Origin of the sequence: Streptomyces griseus (assembly GCF_001715295.1) — a bacterium.
Taxonomy (GTDB): domain Bacteria; phylum Actinomycetota; class Actinomycetes; order Streptomycetales; family Streptomycetaceae; genus Streptomyces; species Streptomyces griseus_G.
The window spans coordinates 1,389,763-1,414,189 of the sequence record NZ_MDKB01000001.1 but is presented as its reverse complement, the minus strand read 5'-3'; the positions used below and the strand labels follow the sequence as shown (position 1 = coordinate 1,414,189).

The 24,427-nt window shown below is 72.5% G+C and carries 14 protein-coding genes; 8 read left to right on the top strand and 6 right to left on the bottom strand.

All coding sequences use genetic code 11. The features are described from left to right. The first annotated feature begins 2 nt into the window (after positions 1 to 2). The 6 genes from BA175_RS05575 (at position 3) to BA175_RS05550 (ending at position 13,085) form a co-directional block, all read left to right on the top strand. Complete coding sequence (locus BA175_RS05575) at positions 3 to 203, top strand: MbtH family protein (RefSeq protein ID WP_069170070.1); 201 nt, start codon at positions 3 to 5, stop codon at positions 201 to 203. 33 nt (positions 204 to 236) lie between these two features. Further along, positions 237 to 4,688 (top strand): non-ribosomal peptide synthetase family protein, encoded by a 4,452-nt coding sequence (locus tag BA175_RS05570; protein ID WP_069170069.1) that lies wholly within the window; start codon positions 237 to 239, stop codon positions 4,686 to 4,688. Positions 4,689 to 4,759: 71 nt separating this feature from the next. Further along, positions 4,760 to 5,764 carry a guanitoxin biosynthesis L-enduracididine beta-hydroxylase GntD gene (gene gntD, locus BA175_RS05565; protein ID WP_069170068.1) on the top strand — a complete coding sequence of 335 codons (1,005 nt, stop codon included), beginning with the start codon at positions 4,760 to 4,762 and terminating at the stop codon, positions 5,762 to 5,764. 80 nt (positions 5,765 to 5,844) lie between these two features. Then, positions 5,845 to 8,475, top strand: coding sequence for an amino acid adenylation domain-containing protein (locus BA175_RS32085; protein ID WP_069170067.1), 2,631 nt, complete (start codon positions 5,845 to 5,847; stop codon positions 8,473 to 8,475). 319 nt (positions 8,476 to 8,794) lie between these two features. Then, on the top strand, positions 8,795 to 10,651 hold the full coding sequence (locus BA175_RS05555; RefSeq protein ID WP_079159386.1) for an AfsR/SARP family transcriptional regulator: 1,857 nt from the start codon (positions 8,795 to 8,797) through the stop codon (positions 10,649 to 10,651). Beyond that, complete coding sequence (locus tag BA175_RS05550; RefSeq protein WP_069170066.1) at positions 10,632 to 13,085, top strand: M28 family peptidase; 2,454 nt, start codon at positions 10,632 to 10,634, stop codon at positions 13,083 to 13,085. Before BA175_RS05555 ends, BA175_RS05550 begins: the two co-directional genes overlap by 20 nt. Before the next feature lie 407 nt (positions 13,086 to 13,492). Here BA175_RS05550 and BA175_RS05545 read toward each other — a convergent pair whose 3' ends face one another. The 5 genes from BA175_RS05545 to BA175_RS05525 all read right to left on the bottom strand — a co-directional run bounded on the left by BA175_RS05545 (position 13,493) and on the right by BA175_RS05525 (position 18,781). Continuing rightward, positions 13,493 to 14,005, bottom strand: coding sequence for a hypothetical protein (locus BA175_RS05545; RefSeq protein WP_139131370.1), 513 nt, complete (start codon positions 14,003 to 14,005; stop codon positions 13,493 to 13,495). Between the two features lie 64 nt (positions 14,006 to 14,069). Continuing rightward, positions 14,070 to 15,074, bottom strand: coding sequence for a 3-oxoacyl-ACP synthase III family protein (locus BA175_RS05540; protein ID WP_069170064.1), 1,005 nt, complete (start codon positions 15,072 to 15,074; stop codon positions 14,070 to 14,072). A 289-nt stretch (positions 15,075 to 15,363) separates the two neighbouring features. After that, positions 15,364 to 17,523, bottom strand: coding sequence for a 2-oxo acid dehydrogenase subunit E2 (locus BA175_RS05535; RefSeq protein WP_069170063.1), 2,160 nt, complete (start codon positions 17,521 to 17,523; stop codon positions 15,364 to 15,366). Next, positions 17,520 to 17,777, bottom strand: a complete 258-nt coding sequence (locus tag BA175_RS05530) for an acyl carrier protein (protein WP_069170062.1) — start codon at positions 17,775 to 17,777, stop codon at positions 17,520 to 17,522. The genes BA175_RS05535 and BA175_RS05530 overlap by 4 nt, the downstream gene beginning before the upstream one ends. Continuing rightward, a complete protein-coding gene (locus BA175_RS05525) occupies positions 17,765 to 18,781 on the bottom strand; it encodes a thiamine pyrophosphate-dependent dehydrogenase E1 component subunit alpha (protein ID WP_107407512.1) in 1,017 nt (338 codons plus the stop codon). Before BA175_RS05525 ends, BA175_RS05530 begins: the two co-directional genes overlap by 13 nt. 300 nt (positions 18,782 to 19,081) lie before the next feature. Between BA175_RS05525 and BA175_RS05520 the strand changes: the two genes are divergently transcribed. Both BA175_RS05520 and BA175_RS05515 read left to right on the top strand, forming a co-directional pair. Next, on the top strand, positions 19,082 to 20,560 hold the full coding sequence (locus tag BA175_RS05520) for an FAD-dependent monooxygenase (protein WP_069170061.1): 1,479 nt from the start codon (positions 19,082 to 19,084) through the stop codon (positions 20,558 to 20,560). A 12-nt stretch (positions 20,561 to 20,572) separates the two neighbouring features. Further along, positions 20,573 to 21,820, top strand: coding sequence for a metallophosphoesterase (locus BA175_RS05515; RefSeq protein ID WP_069170060.1), 1,248 nt, complete (start codon positions 20,573 to 20,575; stop codon positions 21,818 to 21,820). A gap of 41 nt (positions 21,821 to 21,861) precedes the next feature. Here the strand turns inward: BA175_RS05515 and BA175_RS05510 are convergent, their stop codons facing one another. Continuing rightward, positions 21,862 to 24,354, bottom strand: coding sequence for an excinuclease ABC subunit UvrA (locus BA175_RS05510; RefSeq protein WP_069170059.1), 2,493 nt, complete (start codon positions 24,352 to 24,354; stop codon positions 21,862 to 21,864). Positions 24,355 to 24,427: the final 73 nt, after the last annotated feature.

Sequence of the window (24,427 nt, the reverse complement as noted above, 5' to 3'; positions counted from 1 at the left end):
TCATGGGTATCGACGACGCCGACACCGTCTTCCAGGTCGTCATCAACGAACAGGACCAGTACTCGATCTGGTTCGCCGACCGGGCGGTGCCCGCGGGCTGGGCCGCCGACGGCCCAGCCGGCACCAAGCAGGAATGCCTCAAGCACATCGAGCGGGTGTGGACCGACATGCGTCCTCGTTCGATCCGCGAACGCTCCGCCTGACCGCATCCGACAGCTAGGACGGGAGTCCACCGAATGAGCGGGCAGCACGAGATCAGTTCCCTGACGTCCGAGGAGAAGCGCGCGCTCCTGGCGGGCCTTCTGGACGCTTCCGCGAACGTCACCAGCAACCTGACCCTGGAACAGCGGCGGCTCTGGCTGCTCATCCAGCTGGATGAGAAGCGGCCCTGGCAGACCAGCACCGCGGTGCGGCTGACCGGCCGGACCGACGCGGCCGTACTCCAGCAGGCACTGTCGACGGCCGTGCAGCGCCACGAGGTGCTGCGTACGACCTTCCGCACCGTGGACGGCCACCCGCTGGCCACCATCAGGCCGGTGGCGTCGCTGCGGCTGCCGGTGGTCCAGGTGGACCCGGACCGGCTCGACGCCGAACTGGCGCGGATAGCGGCCTCCGAGACCCGCCGCCGGTTCGATCTGGCGCAGGGCCCGCTGGTGCGGGCGAGTCTGCTGCGACTCGGCGAGGACGACCACGTCCTTCTGCTGACAGTGCATCAGCTCGTGGCCGACCGGCGTTCCGTACGGCTGTTCACCGACGAGGTGCTCACCGGGTACGCGAACCTGCTCGGCGGGAGCGGGGAGGCCACCGCACGCGCCACCGAGCCGCAGGCCCTGGCCGCTGCCCAGCGCACCTGGCTGACCAGCGACGACGCCGAGAAGGACATCGAGTACTGGCGCGACCGCACCGCGGGCCTGAGCACCTTGGAGCTGCCCACCGACCGGCCGCGGCCGCCGGTGAAGACCATCGACGCCGACGTGGTGACGGTGCCCGTCCCGGCGGAACTTCGGGCCGAACTGGACACGTTCACGTCCGGCACCGGCCGGCGGCTGTCCCGGCTGCTGCTCGCCGGCTACACCGCGGTGCTGTCCCGGCACGCCCAGCAGCAGGTGTTCGCGGTCGGTGTGCCTGTTCCGCCGTCGTGGCAGGACGGCGCCGGGGACCTGGTCGGCCCGCTGGAGAACACCCTGCCGGTGCGCTTCGACCTGGAGGCCGGCGAGTCCCTGAACAAGCTGCTGCGGCGCACCGACTCGGCCCTGGACGAAGCCCTGGAGCACGCCCGGCTGCCGTTCGAGCAGATCGTGGAGGCCGCGCATCCGCCGCGCGACCTCAGCCACACTCCGCTGTTCCAGGTCCTGTTCGGGTTCGAGGAGGAGTGGAGCAGCCGCGAGCTGCCGGGTGCCACCGCCCGGCCGCTCGACCTGCCCGTGACCTGGACCCCGCACGACATCGACCTGTACGCGGTGCGCCGTGACGGTGAGTTGTCGTTGCGCGCCCACTACAACACCTCGCTGTTCGACCGGGCGACCGCCGAACAGCTGCTGGAGCGGATGCTGTTGCTCCTGGAGACGGCGATCGCGGACCCCGACCGCCCGCTGTCCGACCTGTCGCTGCTGTCCGGCCCGGACCGGGAACGGCTGGCGGCGTGGAACGCCACGGCGACCGAGCACACCGGGACCCGGCTGCTGCACGAGCTGGTCGGTGAGGCGGCGGCGGCCCATCCGGACGTGCCGGCGCTGACGTCGAGCACGGCCGAGCTGACGTACGCCTCCATGGATCTGCGGGCGGAGGCACTGGCCGCGCGGCTCACCGAACTCGGTGCGGGTCCGGAGTCCCTGGTCGGCGTGCTGGCCGACAGGTCGGTGCACACCATGGTCGCGCTGCTCGGTGTCCTGAAGTCGGGCGGCGCGTACGTGCCGCTGGACCCGTCGTACCCGGCGGACCGTATCGCGGCGATCGCCGAGGAGGCCGGAATCCGCGTGCTCGTCGGCAGCCGGGCGACGCTCGACGGGCTCGACGGCAAGGCGCAGGGCCTGGAGCGGGTGGAGGTGCCGACCGCCGACCCGGACGGCCCGGTGAACCGGCCCGCCGTGGAGGTCACGCCGGACAACCTGGCGTACGTCATCTACACCTCCGGTTCCACCGGCCGCCCGAAGGGCGTGGCGGTGGAACACCGGCAGATCACGCACTCCACACTGGCCCGTTCGGTCATCGAGGAGCCGGGGCTGCCGGAACGCTACCTGGTGCTGGCCCCGTTCACGTTCGACGCCTCGGGCGGCGGTCTGTACTGGACGCTGCGGCGCGGCGGCACGGTGGTCGTGCCCTCGGAGGAGGAGGTGCTGGACCCGCGGCTGCTCGGTGAGCTGATCCGTGCCCAGAACGTCACCCACGTCGACGGCGTGCCGTCTCAGTACTCGGTGCTGCTCGAGGCCGAGTCGGAGCCGTTCCCCTCGGTGCGGACGACCGTGCTGGCCGGTGAGGTGCTGCCACCCGGTCTGGTCGAGACGCACCGGCGGCGCTCTCCCGACGTGGCGCTGTTCAACGAGTACGGTCCCACGGAGGCGACCGTCTGGGCGTCGGTGCACTCGGTCACCGCCGAGGACGCCGGGGCCGGCCGGGTGCCGATCGGCCGCCCGATCCCGAACACCCGCCTGCACCTGCTGGACAAGCGGCTCAGCCCGGTGCCGCCCGGTGTGCCCGGCGAGCTGTACATCGGCGGTGGCGGTGTGGTCCGTGGTTACGTCAAGCGGCCGGGGATGACCGCGGGCAGCTTCCTGCCCGACCCGTTCTCCGAGGAGCCCGGTGCCCGGCTGTACCGGACCGGGGACCTCGCCCGCTACCGGCAGGACGGCAGCATCGAGTTCCTGGGCCGGGCCGACACCCAGGTCAAGATCCGCGGATTCCGGATCGAGCTGACCGAGATCGAGAACGTCCTGCTGCGCCACCCGCTGGTCTCCGAGACCTCGGTGATCGCGCGGGAGGACCAGCCGGGTGTGCCCCGTCTGGTGGCGTACGTGGTGCCCGTCGTCGGCCGGGTGCTGACCAAGGAGACCCTGGTCAAGCATGTACTGGCGCAGGTGCCGGACTACATGGTGCCCAGCGCGTTCGTGACGCTGGAGCGGATGCCCCTCACGCCGAACGGCAAGATCGACACCGCCGCGCTGCCCGCCCCGGACCTCGGCATCGAGGACTTCGTGGAGCCCGGGACGCAGCTGGAGGCGGAGATCGCGGAGACGTTCTGCTCGCTCCTGGGCGTCCCCAAGGTCAGCGCGATGGCCGACTTCTTCGAACTCGGCGGGAACTCGCTTCTGGTGGCGCGGCTCACCGCACAGCTCTCCCGGACGCACGACGTGACGCTTCCGGTGGAGCAGATCTTCCGGGTGCCCACGGTGGCCGGCGTCGCCGCGGCGATCGAGGAGGACCGGCGGCAGCGGGACAACGTGGACAGCGAGGTCCTGTACGCGCAGCAGCTCGAGGAGCTCCACGCGGAGATCACGCTGCCCGAGGAGATCACGCCCGGGGATCTGCCGCACTCGGAGTGGTTCAACCCCCGTCATGTGCTGGTCACCGGCGCGACCGGATATCTGGGCGCGTTCCTGGCGGTGGAGCTGATCCTGCGCACCGACGCGCTCGTGCACTGCCTGATCCGGGCGGAGAACGAGGAGGCGGCGTGGGAGCGCATGGAGGCCACCCTCCGCAAGTACCACGCGTGGGACGAGTCGTACCGGTCCCGGATGCGGATGGTGGTCGGTGACCTGGCCAAGCCGCGGTTCGGCTGGAACCAGGAGGAGTTCGCCGCCGCCGCGGCCGAGCTGGACGTGATCTACCACAGCGGCGCGGTGGTCAACTTCACCTACCCGTACGAGGCGGCCCGGCCGGCCAACGTCGAGGGCACCAAGGAGGTGCTGCGGCTCGCCACGACCGAGACGCTCAAGTCGGTCCACTTCGTCTCCAGTGTGGACGTGTTCATGGGTACCGGGGCGGAGCGGCCGTTCACCGAGGAGGACCTGGACGGCCGTCCGATCCGGATCCCCACCGGTTACCCGCGGAGCAAGTGGCTGGCCGAGAAGATCGTCTACCTGGCCCGCGACCGGGGCATCCCGGTGACCGTGCAGCGCCCGTGGATGATCACGGGCCACACCCAGACCGGCGCCTCGCACCACACCGACTACCTGTACGTGTATCTGCGGGGCTTCCTCGACCTGGGGGTGCTGCCGCTCTACAACGACGTCATCAACGCGGTGCCGGTGGACTTCACGGCGCAGGCCATCGTCTACACGTCGCTCCGGGAGGAGAACTTCGGGAAGAACTTCAACATCACGAACCCGGCGCCCACCACGATGACGCAGTGCTACCAGTGGCTGCGGTCGTTCGGTTACGACCTCAACGTCATCGACGAGGAGGACGCCAGGCAGCGGGCGCTGGGCGTCGGCGAGGACCACGTCCTGTTCCCGATGACCCCGCTGCTGCGCGTCGCCTCGATGCGGCACGCCGCGCTCGACCCGGAGCTGCAGAAGCAGATCAACCCCCAGGACGAGTGCCGGGTGCTGACCGAGGCCCTCGAAGGGTCGGGCATCAGTTGCCCGCCGGTGGCCGAGGACTGGGCACACGCCTGCTTCCGGTTCCTGGTGGACGGTGGCTACCTGCCCGCGCCCGAGGACGTCGTCGTCGCTCAGGACTCCGTCAACTGACCGTCAGGACAAGGAGAACTCGTGAAAGCACGAGGACACTCCCGTACGGACCGACCGGGAGATGATCACCGGTGATCCGATACGTGGACCTGGACGCGGCCGAGGGAGCCGCGCTGGACGAACTGACCCGCTCGGTCCTGCGGGAGCACGGGGCGAGCAGCGCCCCGGCCCTGCTGGACGACCTGTCCGTGGTGGCCCACCGGCTGCCACCGCGCCTGATCAGGGAGTTGCGGCGGTTCCGGACCGACGAGGAGGCTTCCTGCCTGGTTGTGCGGGGCCTTCCGGTGGACGACCGCCGGCTCGGGCCGACTCCGCTGGACTGGAGGGAGCCGCCCCGGGAGCCGGAGTCGGAGGTGCACGAGGTGTTCCTCATGCTGGCGACGGCGCACCTCGGTGACGTCTTCGGCTGGTCGACCCTCCAGAACGGGCGGCTGGTGCACGACGTGCTGCCCGTCCCGTCGCACGAGAACGATCAGAGCGGTCACGGCACGGTGGAGCTGGCCTGGCACACGGAGGACGGTTTCCACCCGTACCGCTGCGACTATCTGCTCCTGCTGGGGCTGCGGAACCACGACGCGGTCCCCACGGGCGTGGCCGGGGTGGACGAGGTGGTGCTGAGCGACGGGCATCGGGAGGTGCTGAGTCAGCCCCGGTTCCTGATCCGGCCGGACACGGAACACCTCAGGCACGCCCGGAAGCTCACCACGAACCGGGGAATCCTGCACGCGGTGCAGCGGATGCAGGACGAACCGGAGCCGTGCGCGGTGCTGTTCGGGCACCCTGACCGGCCGTACCTGCGGATCGATCCGGCGTTCATGTCACCGCTGCCGGGTGATACGGAGGCGTCGGCGGCCCTGGAGGCGCTGACCGGGGAGCTGCAGCGGAACCTGACCGGGATCGCGCTGAACCCCGGTGACCTCCTGGTGATCGACAACTACCGGGCGGTGCACGGCAGAGCCGCCTTCAAGGCCCGGTTCGACGGGACGGACCGCTGGCTGAAGAAGGCGGTCGTCACCCGGGACCTGCGCAAGTCGCGGGCCCACCGGGAAACTCCGGCGGAGCGCGTTCTGCTCTGACGGGCGTGTGAGCACACCGAGGCGACCGGGCGCACCGCCCGGTCGCCTCACCACGACCGCACACCAGGAGGAAACGAACCATGTCCCCGTCCGTGCCCGTGTCCGTGTCCGTACACCCGCCCGTTCCGGCAGCGGGTCCAGGGGAGGTTCCTCCGGCCGGACCGGCCGGTGTCCCGGCGGGTGGCCGCACCGGGCTCACCGCCGGCTGCTGGGTGGTCGACGGCCGCCCGGATCCGGTGGCGCTGCGGGCGCGGGTCACGGACGGTGGCCGAAACGTTCCGCTCACCATGTACGACCTGGGGAGCGGGGGGACGGACCCTACGGAGTGGGGCGAGCTGGTCCGGGAGGAGACGGCCGCCGCCGAGGCGGAGCCGGGTCCTGCCCGGGTGCTGGTGGCCCGGCTCGGTGAGGAACGGTTCCTCCTGGTGGTGGTCACCGAGGACGCGCTGTCTCCGGCGGCGGTGATGCGGTGGCTGCTGACGGACGACGGCCCGTTCCCTGCGGCGGGCGCGGTACCTGAGGACCTGTCACGGTCGGCCGTGGACGCGGATGAGGTACAGGCGGAGTCCACGGTGCCGGGGCTGCCCGGCCTTCCGGGCGGCGGCGACCGGGCCTCCGGGTACGCACGGACGGTACGGATCCCGGCGGGGCAGGTAGCCGCACGGCTGCGTTCCGCCGGCGTGCCCGTCGAGGCCTCGCTGGCCACGGCCCTGGCGGTGCTGCTGGTCCGCTGCGGCGGATCGCCTGGGACGGGGCTGGTCCTCGCGTCGGACGCGCCCGTGGGGGTCACCCCGCGGGTGGCCGAGAGCGTGTCCGGGTCGGTCGCGCTGCGGACGGTCGCGCAGGCGGTCGCCTCCGGGGCACCGTTCCACCCGGGATTCCACGCGGCCCTCGCGGTGGCCCCCTGCGGAGAGCCGGAACCGGACCAGGTCGGCGGGTACAGCACGCTGGCCGTCCGGCCGCCGGACGCGGTCGCCCACCACGGGCTGCTGCTCCGGCTGGAGGGTGAGCTGCTGCGGATGGACCACGACACCGGTCTGTACGAGGAGGGTGCCGTCGCCACCTTCGCCTCGCGGCTGCTCGCCGTCCTGGACGCACTGCTCGACGACCGGCCGGTGCACGCGATCGTCGGCGCCGGGACCTCGGAGCGGACCGCGCTCGCCGCGTGGTCGCTCGGTGCCGAGCCGGCCTTTCCCCCCGTCTGCCTGCACACACTCGTCGAGGAACACGCCGTCCGGACCCCGGACGCGCCGGCCGTGCTGTGCGGAGAGACCGAACTGACCTACGGACAACTGGACGAGTCCGCCGACCGGGTGGCCCGCCGGCTCCGCGCGGCCGGAGTGGGCCCCGGAAAGCTCGTGGCATTGCTGACCGAACGCGCCGCCTGGTCGGTGACCGCGATGCTGGGCACCCTGAAGGCCGGCGCCGCCTACGTCCCGATCGAGCCGACGTATCCGCCCGAGCGCATCCGGCACATCCTCGCCGACTCGGGCGCCGTGGCGCTGCTCGTCCGCCGGGTGCCCGAGTTCGCGGTGCCCGTGCCGGTGCTGACGGCCGAGGAGTCGGCCGGGCTGCCCGGCACCCCGCTCGGCGTACCGGTCACCCCGGACGACCTGGCCTATGTCATCTACACCTCGGGCTCCACCGGCACGCCCAAGGGCATCGGCGTGCACCACCGGGCGATCGTGGCGTCCACGGCGGCCCGCGCGGTGACGGGTCCGCCTCCCGGACGGGACCTGGTGCTGCCACCGCTGTGCTTCGACGGAGCGGCGGGCGGCATGTTCTGGGCGCTGACCTCCGGCGGCGCCGTGGTGCTGCCCACCGAGAACGAGGCGCACGACCCGATGGCGCTTCGGAAGCTGCTGGAGTCCGCGGCCGTCACCCATGTCCACGCCGTGCCCTCGCACTACCGGATCGTGCTCCAGGTCGCGGACCGGGAGGTGCTCGGCCGGTTCTCCATGGTCGCCGTGGGCGGGGAACCACTGAGCCCGGAGATCGTCGCCGAGCACCTGCGTCTGTGCCCGCAGGCGCCGCTCTTCAACGACTACGGGCCGACCGAGTGCGCGGTGTGGGCCACCACGCACCGCTGTGGCGCTCCGGAGGCGGCCGGCGCGGGCATCCCGATCGGGCGTCCGGTGCCCGGCTACCGGGCGTACGTTCTGGACGGCGGGCTGCGGCCGGTGCCGCCCGGGGTGCCCGGCGAGATCCATCTAGGCGGGCCGGGGGTGGCCCGCGGATACCACGCGCGGGCGGCGCTGACCGCCGAACGGTTCCTGCCCGATCCGTACCAGGCCGGGGGGCGGCTGTACCGGACGGGGGACCGCGGTCTGTGGGGGCAGGACGGGCGGCTGCGCATCCTCGGCCGGATGGACCACCAGGTGAAGGTACGCGGCTTCCGGATCGAGCTGGGTGAGGTCGAGGCGGCGGTCCGCAGCCATCCGGCCGTCAGCGAATGCGTGGTGCTGCAGCGGCAGGACGACGCGGGGGAACGGCTGATCGCTTTCGTGGTGCTGGGATCCGGTGCGACCGTCACCGAGTTGCAGCGGAAAATCGCCGACGTGATACCGGAGCAGATGCGCCCCGATCACATCACCGTGCTGCCGGAACTACCGAGAACACCAGGCGGGAAGGTGGACGCACTGGCTCTTCGCACGATGTCGGTTTCAGGCCAGACGGGCAGGGGCGGGAGTCGATTCGGGCATCGCCGATAGCCGTATGCGGTAAGCCGGCACATTCAAGCCAGTGCATCTTCTTGCGCAATGCATGGAATCTCCCGCACGGGAAAGTTCTGGCCAAGAGAACCCCATACCGGCCTCCCAGTTGGGTATAGACATGCCAAGTGCTGCTCTGTAAGATTCCCCATCGGCCCCAAAAGGACCCCCCACCTGGAGGATGATCTTGCCGATCCGCAATGAGTATTCTTCTCTCCATACCGGTCGTCCACAAGAGGGGCTCGACGACAATGGTCGCGAAGTTTTCTTTCGCATTCTCGGACCGCTGCAGGCAATCGTCCACGGAAAACCGATTCGCGTGGGAAGAAATCGGCAACTGACCGTCCTGGCTGCCTTATTAATTCACGCGAACCGCATCGTCCCCATTAATTCACTCATCGACGCCGTATGGCGTTCGGCGCCACCCGCGACGGCGGACAAGCAGATCCAGACCTGCGTCTGGCGGCTGCGGAACGCCTTCACCGCGGCCGGTGCGCCGGTCGATCTCATCGAGACCGGACAGGGCGGCTATCGCATACGTCTCGACGAGGAGGAACTCGACGCCCACGCGTTCGAGAAGGCCGTCCGCCGGGCCCGGGAACTGGTGGCCGCCGGGGAACTGGAGCCGGCCGGGGCGGAATACCAGCGGGCCCTCGCCTTCTACCGGGGGCAGCCGCTCGCCGACATCTCAGGACCGCTCACCTATGCGGTGGCCGCGCACTGGGAGGAACACCGTTTCTCCGTCCTCGAGGAATGGCTCGACGTGGGACTGAGCCTCGGCCGGCATGCCGAACTCATCAGCGAACTCAAACCGCTGGTCGCCGAATATCCCATGCGTGAGCGGCTGTGCGCACAGCTGATGACCGCGCTGCATCAGTCCCAGCGCCGTGCGGAGGCCCTGACCGTCTACCGCAACAGCCGTCTGGCCCAGATCAAGAACCTCGGCCTGGAACCCAGCGCGGGACTTCAGGAACTGCACCAGAAGATCCTTTCCGGCGAGCCGATCTCCCCACCACCCGCAGTCGTGACACCACAGCCGTGGCCGTCGGTCAAGGTTCCCGCCCAATTGCCTCCCCGGACCAAGGATTTCACCGGCCGACGCGACCTGCTCCAGCGCATCACCTCGGACCTGCGCGCGGGCGGCGGGCCACGTGTGGTGGCGCTGGCGGGCTGCGGCGGCACGGGCAAGACGGCCCTCGCGATCGACGCGGGTCTCGCCCTTCAGCAGCACTTCCCGGACGGCCAGCTCTACGCCGACCTTCGGGGGCAGACCGACCCCGCGTCCCCGCAGGAGGTGCTGAACGGATTCCTCGACGCCTTCGGGGTCCCCGAACAGCGGATCCCCGCGGGGCTCGCCGCCCGCGCCGCGCTGTTCCGTAGCATCACCGCCAGCAAACGACTGCTGATCGTGCTGGACGACGTGGCCGAGTCCACCCGCTACGAGGCCCTGCTGCCCAGCGGCGAGAGCGCGGTCCTGTGCACCAGCCGGGCCAGTCTGCTGAAGATCCCCGGCCTGACCGAGTACCGCGTCGACGGCCTCCCCACCGACGAGGCGCTGGACCTGCTCGCCTCCCTGGTGGGAGTGGAGCGGGTCTTCGCCGAGGTGGACAGCGCCCGGCGGATCGCCCAGCTCTGCGGACATCTGCCGCTCGCCCTCCGGGCCGCCGGAGCGAGGCTGCGGGCCCGCCCGCACTGCACCCTGCGCAGTTTCACCGACCGACTGGCGACACGACAGGACCGGATCGCCGAACTCTCCATCGGCTGTCTGGACATGGGGGCCAGACTCGCCTCGACCCTGGAGCAACTGTCCCCTGCCGCGTACCGGTTGTGGCTCCGCCTCAGTCTGTGCGAGCTGGACCTCGTCCCGGAGTGGATGGCCTCCGCCGTCTCCGACCGCCCCGGCGAGGACACCCAGCGACTGCTGGACACCCTGGTCAGCCTCCATCTGCTGACCGTCGCCCCGGGCGCTGCGCCGGGCAGTCCCACGTACTCGTTCAACCCGCTGGTCCGCGACCACGCCCGGCAGCGCGCCGCGGCCGAACTCGGCCCCGTCGCGGGACAGGACGTGGTGGAGCGTATCGCGCCGGCGCTGGGCGGGCGGGAGAGCACCGCCGGGGTGTCCGGCGCACACCGGTCGGACGAGGAGTGCACGGTCTATGGCACTCAGACGGTATGACAGCCGTGCGGGTGGCTCCCGGGCCGGGGACGGGGACCGGGCCGGTGCGGCCGGCCTGAGGGTTCCCCGCCCCGGTGCGGGGGCCGGCGACACCTCCGGGCACCACCCCACCGACCGCTCGGAGCCGGAAGGCTCGGCCCCTGCCACCGGCGGACGCTGGGTCTTCCCGGCGGCCGTCGCCGTGTTCGCCGCGCTCTGCCTCTCCCTGGTCGGCTGGAACAGCCGGATGCCCACCGCCCAGGGGCTGGACGCGCCCGCCGACACCTTCTCCGCGGCCCGTGCCACCGCACACGTACGGGAGATCGCCGCCGCCCCCCGGCCCAGTGGGTCCGCCGCACACACGCGGGCCCGGGAGTACATCGTCCGTACCCTCACCGCGCTGGGCATCGACACCCGGGTGCACACCGGCGCGGCGGCGTCCCACCGCCCCGATCTCTCCCCCACCGGAGCCGACTCCCGGTACGCGGACCTGCGACTGGAGAACGTGGTCGCCCGTGTGCCCGGCACGGCGAACACGCGGCCGGTCGTCCTGGTCACTCATTACGACTCCACCGAGGCCGGGCCCGGCGCCAACGACGCCGGGGTCCCGGTGTCGGTCCTGCTGGAGACCGCCCGCGCGCTGCGGGAGGGGCCGCCCCCGCGCAACGACGTCCTGTTCGTGTTCACCGACGCCGAGGAGAGCGGCCTGCTGGGCGCGCAGGCCCTGGTGAACGAGCCGGGCACCCTGCCGTCCGACGCGGTGGTCCTCAACTTCGAGGCCCGGGGCAGCCGGGGACCCAGCCTGATGTTCGAGGCGGGCCCGGACGCCGGCTGGCTGGTGAGTACCCTCGCCGGGAGGGTACCGGGCGCACGGACCGATTCGCTGCTCGACGCCGCGTACGAGTACATGCCCAATCTCACCGACTTCACGGTGTTCCAGGAGGCCGGGCACCAGGGCCTGAACCTGGCCTATCTCGACGGCTACACCCATTACCACGGGGCCGACGACAGCCCCGAGCAGGTGGACCCGGCCACCGTCCAGCACCAGGGGGCACAGGCCCTCGGCCTGGCCCGCGCGCTGGCCTCGGCCGACCTGGCGCGCACCCCGGCCGGCGACTCCGCGTACTTCCAGGCGGCCGGGTGGTTCGTCTCCTACCCGCTGGGCGCGGCGGTGCCCGCCGCACTGGCGACGGCCGCGCTCGGTCTGGCGCTGCTCCTGCGGCTGCGGGCGCGCGGCACGCTCACGGTGGGTGCCGTCCTGCGGGGATTCGCCGTCGCGCTCGGCCAGTTGGTGATCGCCGCGGGGGCCGCGTACGCCCTGGCCCCGCTGGTCGCTGCGGGGCACCCAGAGTTCGCCCACTACTACGACATCGGCGGGCACGGTCCGGCCCTCGCCGGGTTCCTGGTGCTGACGCTGGCCGTCGGCAGCGGGCTGGCGCTGTTCGCCCGCCGGTGGGTGGGCACCGGGGCGCAGGTGGCGGGGGCCGCACTGCTGTGGATCCTGCTGTCCCTCGTGTCGGCGGTGATGCTGCCCGGCGGCAGCCACGTGTTCGTCTGGCCCACGCTGGGGCTGCTCACCGCCGCCGGTGTACTCACCTCGCGGGCCGGAAAAACGGTACGGGGCCGGCTGCTGGCCGCCGCAGTGGGTACGGTCCCGGCCGCCCTGCTGGTGTTCCCGCTGGTCCCCCTGCTCACGAACGCGCTGGGCCTGGGACTCGTGGCCGCGCCGGTGGCCGTGGCGGCACTGCTCACGGCTCTGCTGCCGGGGGTGCTGCCGGTCCTGCCCCGCCTGGTGCCGGTGACCGCGGCCGTGGTCGCGACGGCCGTGCTGGCGGGTACCGCGCTGCTGCCCAGGGAACGCGAGAACCCGGTGCGCGCCGACCTTCTGTACCTGTGGGACGCGGACCGGAGCACGGCCCACTGGATCAGCGGGGCCCCGTCGGACGACTGGAGCGACGGCTTCCTGCCCGCCGGCACCGAGCGTGGCTCGGTATCGGATCTCTGGCCGGGCTGGCGGGTGCCGGTGCGGCGGGGCCCGGCCGAGGCGTTCCCGCTGCCCGGTCCTCGGGTCACCACGACCGTGGTCGGCGGCACGGCGGACGGCGGGCGGCGGGTCCGGCTGACGGCGGCCTCCGGGCGCGGCGCCCACGAACTGGTGGTCCTCGTCAGCGGGGCCACCGTCCGCACCTGGTCCGTTTCCGGGGTGCCGGGGGAGCACGCCGACGACCCGGCCGGTGACGCCCCGTGGGAGCTGTGGGTCCGCCAGGTACCGCCGGGCGGCGCGGAGCTGGTACTGGAGCTGGGGGCGGGGCCGGCGACGGTACGGGTCATCGACCGGACCCCGGGCCTGCCGGGTCCGGCGGCCGACCGACCGGACGGCGCGCGGCCGCCCGCGCTCGGGGTCGCCTCCCTCGGCGAGGCGTCCCTGGCCACGACCACGCGAACACTGGAGTGAGGAACGAGGTATCCGCGGGTCTCCGTGTCCCGCCTGGCACGTGGACCAGGGGCCCTCCCTCCGCTCCGGGGCGGGGCGCGGCTCCCCGCACGGCGGGAGCGGACGGCGGCGCCCCGTCCCGGAGACCGGTCTCGGGGACGGGGCGCCCCCGTCGGCCCGTGCGTCAGGCTGCGGTCCACCGCACCGACGGCTTCGGCCGACAGGGACCGTCCGTGCGCACACACCTCCGCGGCATCGGGTCGTGGACGCCGCACCGTGCGGCAGCGGATCGCGCCGGCGGCCGGTGCGTGACGTCGTACGGCGGAGGATCGTGCTCATGACCGGCGGCATCCCGGAAAGGAGGGGCCGCGCGGGACACATCGACGGGGGTGGCGCCGAAGGCACCACCCCCGGGGGCTCGGGCCGGGTCAGCCGGACGCGGAGGCCGAGGCCTGCGCGTCGAGCCCGTCGGCCACGTCCGCCGTCGCCTTCTTCAGCGAGGTGCACACCTGCGGGGTCATCGCCGTGGTCCGGCCGAGCCGCAGCTCCACGGTGTTCTTCTCCCCCGAGTCCAGGAAGATCTTGCAGACACCGTTCAGCGAACCCATCAGCATCACGGCGTCGTGGTCGCCGAAGCGCATGGTGCTCCGTTTGCCCTGTCCGGTGGCCGCCGCTTCCAGCGGCCGGTCCCGCATGGTCACGGTGAGGGTGCCGAACTCGTGGCTGTGTGCGGTACAGCCCTCCCCGGACATCTGACTCACCGAGGGTTCTCCGAGGCCGAACTCGACGGACACCGGCCGGAGCAGCTTGCAGGCGGGGGTGTCGGCCGCGTCCGAGGACCGGACGGCCGTGTCGGGGTCGCCCCCGCAGGAGACCAGCCCCAGGCCGGCGCAGACCAGCGCGGCAGCCAGCAAAGCACGCCGGGCGGGATGACGACTCATAGCGTGTTACTCCGATCTGTGAGGGGGCGGGAGAGGGCTCCCCCGCCAGGGCCTGGGGAGGGGTTCAGCACTGGAGGACCGCGCACGCCCAGTGCATGCCGCGGCCGTTGGCGGCGAGGGCCACGAGGTCCCCGGGCGACAGCTCCCCGGCCTCCTGCGTCCGGGCCAGGGAGAACAGGTGGTCGGCGGCGCCGAAGTGCCCGAACCGGGCCGCCAGCCGGGCGTTGGTGCGCTCCAGCGGCACCCCGACCAGTCCCGCCTGCGCCGTCAGGACCCGTGCGTTGTCGTTGAGGAGCAGCAGCCGGGCCAGGTCCTCCTCGGCGCACCCGGCCTGACGGCAGGCCCGGTGCACGGCGCGCGCGGTGCGGTCGTCGATCTCCTCGGCATAGGCGGCCAGTCGCTCGGCGTCGTGCTCGAAGTGCTCGACCACGTCCCAGGAGTCCCGCACAGCGGGTGTGTCGCTGCCGGGCACGAAGGGCTGCCGGGCGCCGCCGACGTCCATCCGGAAGAAGTCGGCGTACCGGCCGTCGGTCTCCGCGTACGAGGACCGCCAGCGCAGAGTGGGCGCGTCGCGTACGGCGAGGGCGGCGGCGGCCCCGTCGGAGAAGAGCAGCGAGTGGGTGTCCAGCCGGTTCCAGTACGCCTCTACGGTCCGGTTGGCACCGACGACCAGCGCCGTACCGTAGCCGGGGTGCGTGGCGAAGCGTCCCGCGACGGTGTCGAACGCGGTGACCCCGCCCACGCAGCCCTGGTCGACGAGCACCGCCTCGGCGCGGCTCAGGCCGAGCTCCCACTGGACCCGGGCCGCCGCGTCCCAGTACAGGTGGTCGGCGAGGTCGGTCAGGGCGAGGACGAGCAGATCCACCTCGCGCGGCTTCACCGAGCCCAGCGCCTGCCGCCCCGCCTCGACGGCGAGATCGGTGACGCTGGTGCCGGGCGCGGCCCGGTGGATGTAGTCGTAGCCGTAGCCGAGGACGCGTTCCACGTCCTCGGTGTACTCGGCCACGACGTCCTTCACGGCGGTCTCCTCGCCGAGGGCGGTACCGAAGGCGGTCAACCCGTACGCCACGAGAACTCCTCACTGAGATGCTCCTGCGGCTGTCGAGCCGCTGGAGCCGGACCGGTCCGGGCAGTTCGTACGGGCGGTGTGCCGCTCAGGCCGCGGCGGACCGCGGGGGCGGCGCATCGCTCGAGGCGGCGGGGTAAATGCGGCCGGGTGGCCCGGCCGCCGGTGCTCCGCCGGCCGTCGTGCGTGGTGACGCGCGGCGGGTCCGGTCCCTTCCGGACAGGGCGGCCGGGGCGTCGGTCCGTCGCAGGGCCGGACCCTGGCGCAGTCTCACCACGTCACGTCCTCGCTGTCAGTCGATGAGTTTGACGAGCTGTTCCGGGTCGTGGAGGGCGTCCGCGACGGTGCGCAGGAACGCGACCGCGTCCCGGCCGTTGACCACCCGGTGGTCGTAGGCGAGTCCGAGGGTGACCACGGTGGTGGGTGCGGGTACCCCGTCCGCGAGGACGAGCCGGGTGAGCGGGCCGCCCACCGAGACCATGCAGAGCTGCGGCCACATGACGATCGGCTGGACCAGCAGGACGCCGGGTTCCGTGTTCAGCGACACGCTCAGGGCGCCGCCGGACAGCTCTCCCGCCGTGAACTCGGCGCGGAACGCCTTCATCCGGAAGTCCATGAGATCGTCGGAGAGGTCGGCGAGGGAACGGGCGGCGCAGTCCCGCAGCACGGGGATGTAGAGGCCGTTCCCGGCGTCCATGGTGACGCCGATGTCCACGGTGTCGGCGAGCCGTACGGTCCGTTCGTCCTGCAGGCTCCCGAACAGGTGCGGGAACGCGGGGTGCGCGGAGGCCACGGCCTTCACCACCGCCTCCGGCAGTCCGACCTCGGCGCCGGTCTCGTCGGACAGCGTCCGCAGCCGGGCCAGCACCGCGTCGGCCGTGACCTCGACCGCGGCGAAGGCGGCGGGTACCTCCCGGTGGGCACGGGTGACGACGGCGGCAGTCCCCTGCTGAGCCCGGTCGAGCACCTGGGTACGGGTGGCGCCCGGCCCCTCGGCGGGCGGGGGTGCGGGCGCGGCGGCGGACTCGGGCCGGGTGACGCGCGGCCCCGGCCCGGTCGGCACCGGCGTGCCGGGCGCCCGGACGGCGGGCCGCTCGGCGAGCAGTTCGGCGAGGGGTTCCCCGACACCGACCTCGGTGTCCTCCGCGGCACGCACCCGCAGGTACCCGGCGGCCGGGGCGGTGATCTCCTCGATCGCCTTGGAGGTCTCCACCTCGACGAGCGGATCGCCCTCCTCGACGTGGACGCCCTCGTCGGCGAGCCACCGCAGGACCAGGTAGGCGGTGTCGTTGTTGTTGAGTTTGGGCACGGCGACCGGCACCCCGCCCAGAGGCTCGGCACTCTCCGGTACGGCGGCCCGCGGTTCCCCGGCCGCCGGGGCGACGGCATCCGTCCCGGCGGCTGCCACGGGCAGCGCGGCTGGCGCGCGGGGCGGCAGGGGCCGGGCCGCGGCGGCCTCGATCTCCGCGGCGATCCGCTCCGCGCCGAGCAGCACACCCGCCTCCAGGTGCGGGGCGGTCGGAACCACCGAGTCGGCCGAGGACAACAGCAGGACGGGCGCCCGCAGGTGTGACCAGAGGCGCGTGTGCACCCGGGCCGCGATCTCGGTGCCCCAGGTACCGCCCTCGGTACTCTCCTCCGCCACGGCGACCAGCCGGGCACCCGCCAGCAGCGGCAGTACCGGTTCCAGGTCGGGCGGGTAGAGCCGGGCGGGCACCAGGACGTGCGCGGTGAGCCCCCGGGCGCGCAGCAGCCGGGCGGCGTCGAGGCCCCGGTGCGCGGTGCCGCCCGGACAGATCAGCACGACGTCGGCGGGCGTGCCGTCCACCGGGGAGACGTGCGCCCAGCCGGCCGGCCCGCCCAGCAGCGCGTACCCGTGGTGCTCGTCCACCGCCCCGTCGCGGAACATCCGCCGGGTGTAGAGAACCTTGTCCTCGAAGAGCATCGCGGGCCCCCGGTCGAGGCCTTCGGCGAGTTGCGCGTACGGGTCGTGGAAGGGACTCGTCTCGTACAGCGCCAGGTTGGGCACGCCGAGGAAGTGCTTCTGGAGGCTCTGGCTGTGGGTGGGGCCGTATCCGCGGTTTCCACCGACGGGACAGCGCACCACGACCGGCATGGGCACCCGGTCGCCGTACATGGTCACCGACTTGGAGATCAGGTTGAGTACCTGGTCGAAGGCGAGGGCGGCGAAGTCGCCGAACATCATCTCCACGATCGCCTGGTCGCCCGCGAGGGCCAGACCGCCCGCCACGCCGGTGATGCCCGCCTCACTGATCGGGGTGCCGAACACCCGGTCCGGGTGGCGGGTGGACAGCCCGCGGGTCACCTTGAAGGCACCGCCGTACGGGTCGAGCACGTCCTCGCCGAGCAGGTGCAGCGCGGGCCTTTCCTCGAACAGCCGGTGCAGGGCCGCGTTGAGCGTCTCCACCACACGGGGTGCGGGCCGGGTCACGGCGTCCCCCGCTTCGCGGTCAGCACCGCGCGCAGGGCGCCGACGCTACGGCAGGCGCGTACCTCGCGGGCGGTGAGCCTGATGCCGTAGGTCTGTTCGACACGGGAGACGATCTGGACGTGCCGCAGGCTGGTCCAGGCCGCCGTGGTGGCCGGCCCGGTCTCCTCCGTCACCTCGGCGGCGGGCGTCCGGAGCACATCGGCAACGAGGTCGGTCAGTCCGCTCAGGTCGGTGGGCTCGGTCAGTTCGGCCATCGGTCCTCCATCCTCGGGTCCGGGAGACCGGACCCCGTCCAGGTGGCGGGCGGCCGTGCCTCCACCTCGCGGGCCAGTTCCTCCAGGTCGGCACGGATGCGCGCGTCGAGCTCCCGGAACGGCGCGCCCAGCCGGTCGGTCAGCTCCCGGTGCCAGTCGCCGGCCCGGAGCCGTTCCACCTCCGCAGGGTCGCGTGTGTCGTCGCCCTTGCTGTGCGGGCCCAGTCGGTGGGTGGTGAACTGCACGACGGCCGGGCGGTGTTCCTCGCGGACCCGGCGGACGACGGGGGCGAGCCGCTCCCGGATCTCCGGTACGTGGTGGCCGGTGATCTCCACGAAGTCGATGCCGAAGGCGGCGGCCCGGTCGGCGATCGAACCGGCCATCTGCAGATGCGTCGGGGTGGACTGGGCGACCCCGTTGTGTTCGACGATCACCAGAACCGGCACCCGCCACAGCGCCGCCATGTTGAGTGCCTCGTAGACCGCTCCCTCGCCCCACGTACCGTCGCCGACGAAGGCGGCGGCGATCCGGCCGGACCCCGTGCGCTTGCAGCGCAGTCCGATGCCCACGGCGAGCGGCAGGCTCTGGCCCTGCACCCCGGTGGAGAGGTAACCGTCGCGGCGGATGTGCTGGCTGCCGCCGACGCCCGAGCACACCGCGCCGGCCCGGCCCATGATCTCCGCGAGCAGTCCGGCGGGGTCCCGGAACAGGGCGAGGTAGTGGCCGTGGCCCCGGTGGTTGCTGAGGACGTGGTCACCTGCCAGCAGCGGGGCGAGGGAGACCGGGACGTACTCCTGTCCCAAACAGGTGTGCGTGGTGCCGTTGAGCCTGCCCTCGGCGAACATCCGCAGCAGCAGGTTCTCGAAGTGACGGATGACCAGCAGCGATTCGAGGTCCTCACGGCCGGGAACGGCCGGGGACTCCGCCAGGGACAGGGCGCCCGGTGGGTGCGCGGGGGCCGGGGCGGCCGGTGTGCGGCGTGGTTCCGGCGGACGCGCGGTCATGGCGGGACTCCCCCTGCGGGCTGGACTACATGGACACCACCTGATCGGTCGCCACGCTAGGACTCCCCGTTCTCAATCCGGTGCTCGATCCGGTCTCATCCGCGGGCCCTCGCTCTCCGGCGCCTCTCACCTCGTTCTCAACGTGGTTGCGCCCGCCACGGACCCGCCCGTTAACTGGCTCGCATCCCGACGGGAAGCGGCTCCGTGGTCCTCGTCCGGCCGCCCCTGCCGTCGATCTGCGCCCGGCACACCCGCGTACCCCCCGTGCGGCGGGTCCGGCCGATCCGAAGGAGTCAGAAGATGCCGCCGTCCCCACAGGTGATCATCGTCGGCGCGGGACCCGCCGGGCTCGCGCTCGCGGCGGAGCTGGCCGGCTTCGGCGTCTCCTGCCAGGTGGTCGACAAGCGCACCGGGCGCAGCCGGCTGTCCCGTGCCTGCACGGTCGAGCCCCGCACGCTGGAACTCCTCGACATGCGGGGGCGGGTGGGCGACGTGCTGGCCGGGGGCCGGGAGTGCCCGCATCCGCCGCTCGGCAACGAGGACGGCTATCTGGACTACGGACTGCTCGACACCGGATTCCCGTTCAGCCTGTCCATCCCGCAGGTGCGGACCGAGGAGGCGTTGCAGGCCGCCGCCGAGAAGGCGGGCGCGGTCCTGCTGCCCGGAACCGAGATGACCGGGCTGTCGCAGGACGAGGACGGGGTGGACGTCGAACTGACCGGACCGGAGGGTCAGACCACCGTCCGGACCCGGTACGTCGTCGGCTGCGACGGGGTGAACAGCACCGTCCGCGACGCCATCGGCGTGAGCTTCGACGGCTGGAACTACGACCAGTCGCTGATGATGGCCGACGCCCGGCTGAGCAGTCCGCCGGGGCCCGCCGAGTACGCGCGGATCACCCGGCGCGGCATGGCGGCCCTGTTCCCGTTCCGCGACGGCACGTACCGGGTCATCGTGCTGGACCGGGAGAAGTTCACCGTCCCCGCCGACGAGCCGCTGACACTGGAGGATCTGAGCGAGAGCTGCGCCGCCATCCTGGGCCTGGACATCGGCATCCACGATCCCCTGTGGCTGTCCCGGTTCCGCAGCTCGCAGCGGCACGCGAAGAAGTACCGGGTCGGCCGGGTGCTGCTCGCCGGGGACGCCGCGCACACCCATATCCCGTCCGGTGGGCAGGGGCTCCAGACCGGTATCCAGGACGCGTTCAACCTGGGCTGGAAGCTGCGGGCGGCACTCGACGGGTGGGCGCCGGAGGGGCTGCTCGACAGTTACGAGGCGGAGCGGTACCCGATCGCGGCGGAGACGCTGCGCAAGACGGATCTCTCCTTCCGCTTCGAGACCTCCGACAGTCTTCCGGCACGGACCCTGCGGAAGGCCGCGATGTGGTCGATGCGGATCAAGCCGGTCCACCGTCTGAACGTACTGCACCTGTCGGGGCTGGCCCTGCGCTACCCGGCGGGAGGGCAGGACCGGTGGACGGGCCTGCGGGTCCCGGACCGGCCCCTCGTAGCTGCTCCCGGCGGCCCGGAGCGGCTGTACGAGCTGTTCCGGGAAGGCGGTTTCGTGCTGACCGGCACGCACGGCTGTCCGCCCGCCGCCACGGGCTGGGAGGCCCGGCTGCGTACGGGCGTGCTCGCCGAACCCCTCGGCGACAGGTGGCCCCCCCATGTGCTGATCCGGCCCGACGGATATGTGGCCTGGGCGGGCGTCGAACCCGGCCGGGGGCTGACGAGGGCTCTGCGTCGCTGGTGCGGAGCCCCGCGCCCGCTCGCCGGCTGATCCGGGGGTCCGGTGTCCTCCGCGTTGTTCGTCGCGCTCGTACTGCCGGTACTGGCCGGTGTCCACTACTACGTGTGGCGGCGGACGGTCCGCGACACCACGTCTCCCGGTTCGTGGTGGCGCCGGGCCGGCACGGCGCTGATCGTCCTGCTGGCCCTGCTGCTGGTCGCCGCGCCGCCCGGGGAGCGCGCGCTGCCCGCACCGCTGGCCACGGCGGTGGGCTGGCCCGGCTTCACCTGGATGGCGGGAATCCTCTATCTGACGCTGGCCCTGCTGGTGGGTGAGGTGGTCCGCCCGTTCCTGCGGCGCGCCCGGCGGAGGCGTTCCGCCGGTGACACGGCGCCCGGGGACCCGGGCAGGGCGTCCGTGACCGGCGAGGAGCCCTCGTCCCCTCCGGACTCCCCCGGGCGTACGGCCGTCGACCACCTCACCCCCTCCCGCCGGATGTTCGTGAACCGGGCCGTCGCCCTGGCCGCCGGGACCGCCGCCACCGCAGCGGTGGGGTACGGCGCGTACACCGCGCTCGGGCCGCCGCGGATCAAGCACCTCACCGTGCCGCTCGCCCGGCTCGGCCGGCAGGCCCACGGCTTCCGGATCGCCCTGATCAGCGACATCCATCTCAACGTGCTGGTGGGGCGCTCCCGGACCCGGCAGTTGGTGGACCTCCTCAACGGCATCGAACCCGATCTGGTGGCCCTGGTCGGCGATCTGGTGGAGGACGCCGACGTGGCCACCCAAGGGCGGGCCGCCGAACCGCTCGCGGACCTCCGGGCGCGGCACGGCGCGTACTACGTCACCGGGAACCACGAGTTCTACTCCGGTGCCGAGCAGTGGGTCCGCTTCGTGAGCGGACTCGGGCTGCGCACCCTGCGCAACGAGCGGGTGGCTCTGCCCGGCTTCGACCTGGCCGGGGTCGAGGACGCGAGCGGCGTCGACCACGGCGACGGCCCCGACTACGAGGCCGCGCTCGGCGGACGCGACCGGGACCGGGCCGTCGTCCTCCTCGCGCACCAGCCCGCGCAGGTCACGGAGGCTGCCCGGTACGGGGTGGACCTCCAGTTGTCCGGGCACACCCACGGCGGCCAGCTCTGGCCCTTCACCCAGCTCGCGACCCTGGCCGAACCGCACGTCGCGGGGCTGAGCCGGTACCGGGACACCCTGCTCTACGTGACCCGGGGCACCGGCTTCTGGGGGCCGCCCGTCCGGCTGGGCGCCGACCCGGACATCACCGTCGTGGAGCTGGTGTCGCCCCACGCCTGACCGTGCACGCCCACGGCCGGGCGCGGGGCGCCACCGGTGCCTCAGTGGCCGGCGGGCCCGCCCAGCAGCGGCAGCCCGGCCGCGTACCGGCGGAAGAAGCCCGCGGTCGGGGTGTCGGCTTCCGCGACCTGGTCCGGGGTTCCCACGGCCACGACCGCGCCCCCGTCCGGGCCGGCGCCCGGCCCCAGGTCGATCACCCAGTCCGCGGAGGCGGCGACGGGGATGTCGTGCTCAGCGACGACCACGGTGTTGCCCGAGTCCAGCAGCAGGTCGAAGGCGTCCACCATGCGCTGGATGTCGGAGGGGTGCAGTCCGGAGACGGGTTCGTCGAGCACGACCAGTCCGGCCTTACGGCCCGCGGATCCCCGCTGGATCGCCGACGCCAGCTTCAGGCGCTGCGCCTCGCCGCCGGAGAGCTCGGTGGCGTTCTGCCCGAGTTGCAGATAGCCGAGCCCGACCCGGTCCATGGCCTCCAGGGCCTCCGCCAGCTGGCGGTGGTCCGTGAGGCGTTCGACGGCCTCGGCGACGGTCAGTTCCAGCACCCCGTCGATGCTCAGACCCTGGTAGGTGATCTCCAGGGCCTCCGCTGTGTAACGGCGGCCCTCGCAGGCGTCGCAGACCACCCACACGTCCGGCAGGAAGTGCATGTTGACCAGCTTGCGGCCGTATCCGGTGCAGGTCTCGCAGCGTCCGCCGTTCGCCGCGTTGAAGGAGAACCAGGAGGACTTGATGCCCCGCTTGCGTGCCTCGTCGGTCTCCGCGAACAGTTTGCGGACGATGTCGAACGCCTTGCTGTACGTGGCGGGGTTGGAACGGGGTGTCCGGCCGATCGGCTCCTGGTCGACCACGGCGACCCAGCTGAAGCTCTCGCTGCCGGTGACCCGGCGGACGGTGTCGGCCGCCGTTCCGGTCAGAGCCGCCTCCGTCCCTGCGCCGAGCGCGCCGAGCAGACTGCTCTTGCCGCTGCCGCTGACCCCGGTCAGGCAGGTCAGCCGGCCCACCGGGAAGCGGACCAGGTCGGTGGTCACGTTGTGCGCGGACAGCCCGTGCAGCTCGACCCAGCGGGTGCCGTCCCCGACCGGCCGGCGGGCGCGGCGCAGGCGCGGTCCCTTCCCGGCGAGGTAGTGGCCGGTGAGCGAGGTCGGGTGCGCGGCTACGTCCGCCGGAGTGCCGGAGACGAGCACCTCGCCGCCCAGCCGTCCGGCGCCGGGGCCCATGTCGATCACCCAGTCGGCGCGGGCGATCAGCTCCGGGTCGTGCTCGACCAGCAGCACGGTGTTCCCGGCGGCGCGCAGTTCCAGCGCGATGTCCAGCAGATGGGCCTTGTCCGCGGGGTGGAGGCCGGTGCCCGGCTCGTCCAGGACGAAGATGATGTCGCTGAGTTCGGTGCTGAGCTGGGCGGCGAGCCGGGTGCGCTGGAGTTCGCCGCCGGACAGGGTGGCCGCGCCGCGCGACAGCTGGAGGTGGGCGAGGCCGAGACGGTCCAGCACCCGGAGTCTGCGGGCGAGGTCCTGGAGGAGGGGTTCGCCGACCGCGCGCTGTCCGGTGCCGAGGCCGGAGGTGACCCGGTCCCCCCAGGCGCGGACCTCGCGGACGTCGACCTCCAGCAGTTCGGGGTAGGCGAGCCCGCCGAGCTGTACCGACCGGGCGATCGCGTCGTAGCCGGTGCCGCCGCAGGTGGTGCAGGGCATCTTGCGCATGTACGGCAGGTACCGCTCCTTGGCGCTGGGTGTCGCCGCGTTCGCGAAGACCCTCTCCACTTCGGCGAGTGCCCCGCGCAGCGGCTCGCTGGAGGTGTAGGTCCAGGAGGAGGTCTCGTTCTTGTTCGGCATCTCGACGGTCGCCTCGATCTTCTCGTCACCCGTGCCGTACAGCACGTTGTGCCGGAAGCCTTCGGGCAGCGACTGCCAGGGCTGTGCCAGGTCCACGCCGCGCTTCTCGGCCAGCGCGGGAATGAAGGCGTGTTCGCCGGAGCGCCACTTCGCGTACCAGGGAGAGGCGCCGTCGAAGAGGGGCAACTCCGGGTGTGTGATGACGAGTTCTTCCCGTGCCTGCCAGCGTCCGCCGACGCCGTGGCAGTCCGGGCAGCTGCCCTCCGGACTGTGCCGGTCGAAGTGGGCCGTGCTGAGATGGCCGTCGCCGGGAACCACGTCCGGGCCGATGCCGGGCAGCCGGGAGTACAGCAGTCCGAGGTGGCCGTCGATGCCGGTGATGGTGGCGACGGTGGAACGAGGGTTGCGGTTGAGCCGGCGCTGGTCGACGGCGAGAGTGGCGCCGAGACCGAGGACCCGGTCCACCTTGGGGCGGTTGCGCTGGGTGATGTACTGCCGGACGAACGGGGAAAGCCCTTCCAGGTAGCGGAGTTGGGCCTCGCTGTGCAGCGTGTCGATCGCTAACGAGGTCTTGCCGCTGCCACTGACCCCCGTGAAGGCCACCACCCGTCCTTTGGGGATGCTCACGGTGACATCGCGGAGGTTGTTGGTCCGCGCCCCCACCACCTCGATGGACTCCGAGGTACGCGCGTTCTCTGTCATGTCTTCAGTCCTCTCCCGACGGCGGGAAGGGGAACGTACGGGGTCCGGAGCGCCCGGCGGGAGCCGGGGCATT

Bases quoted from the DNA above. Each gene is read 5' to 3' on its own strand.
- BA175_RS05550 (WP_069170066.1), top strand. From the start codon at position 10,632: ATGGCACTCAGACGGTATGACAGCCGTGCGGGTGGCTCCCGGGCCGGG.
- BA175_RS05525 (WP_107407512.1), bottom strand. From the start codon at position 18,781: ATGACCGCGCGTCCGCCGGAACCACGCCGCACACCGGCCGCCCCGGCC.
- BA175_RS05520 (WP_069170061.1), top strand. From the start codon at position 19,082: ATGCCGCCGTCCCCACAGGTGATCATCGTCGGCGCGGGACCCGCCGGG.
- BA175_RS05510 (WP_069170059.1), bottom strand. From the start codon at position 24,354: ATGACAGAGAACGCGCGTACCTCGGAGTCCATCGAGGTGGTGGGGGCG.
- BA175_RS05545 (WP_139131370.1), bottom strand. From the start codon at position 14,005: ATGAGTCGTCATCCCGCCCGGCGTGCTTTGCTGGCTGCCGCGCTGGTC.
- BA175_RS05530 (WP_069170062.1), bottom strand. From the start codon at position 17,777: ATGGCCGAACTGACCGAGCCCACCGACCTGAGCGGACTGACCGACCTC.
- BA175_RS05570 (WP_069170069.1), top strand. From the start codon at position 237: ATGAGCGGGCAGCACGAGATCAGTTCCCTGACGTCCGAGGAGAAGCGC.
- BA175_RS05575 (WP_069170070.1), top strand. From the start codon at position 3: ATGGGTATCGACGACGCCGACACCGTCTTCCAGGTCGTCATCAACGAA.
- BA175_RS32085 (WP_069170067.1), top strand. From the start codon at position 5,845: ATGTCCCCGTCCGTGCCCGTGTCCGTGTCCGTACACCCGCCCGTTCCG.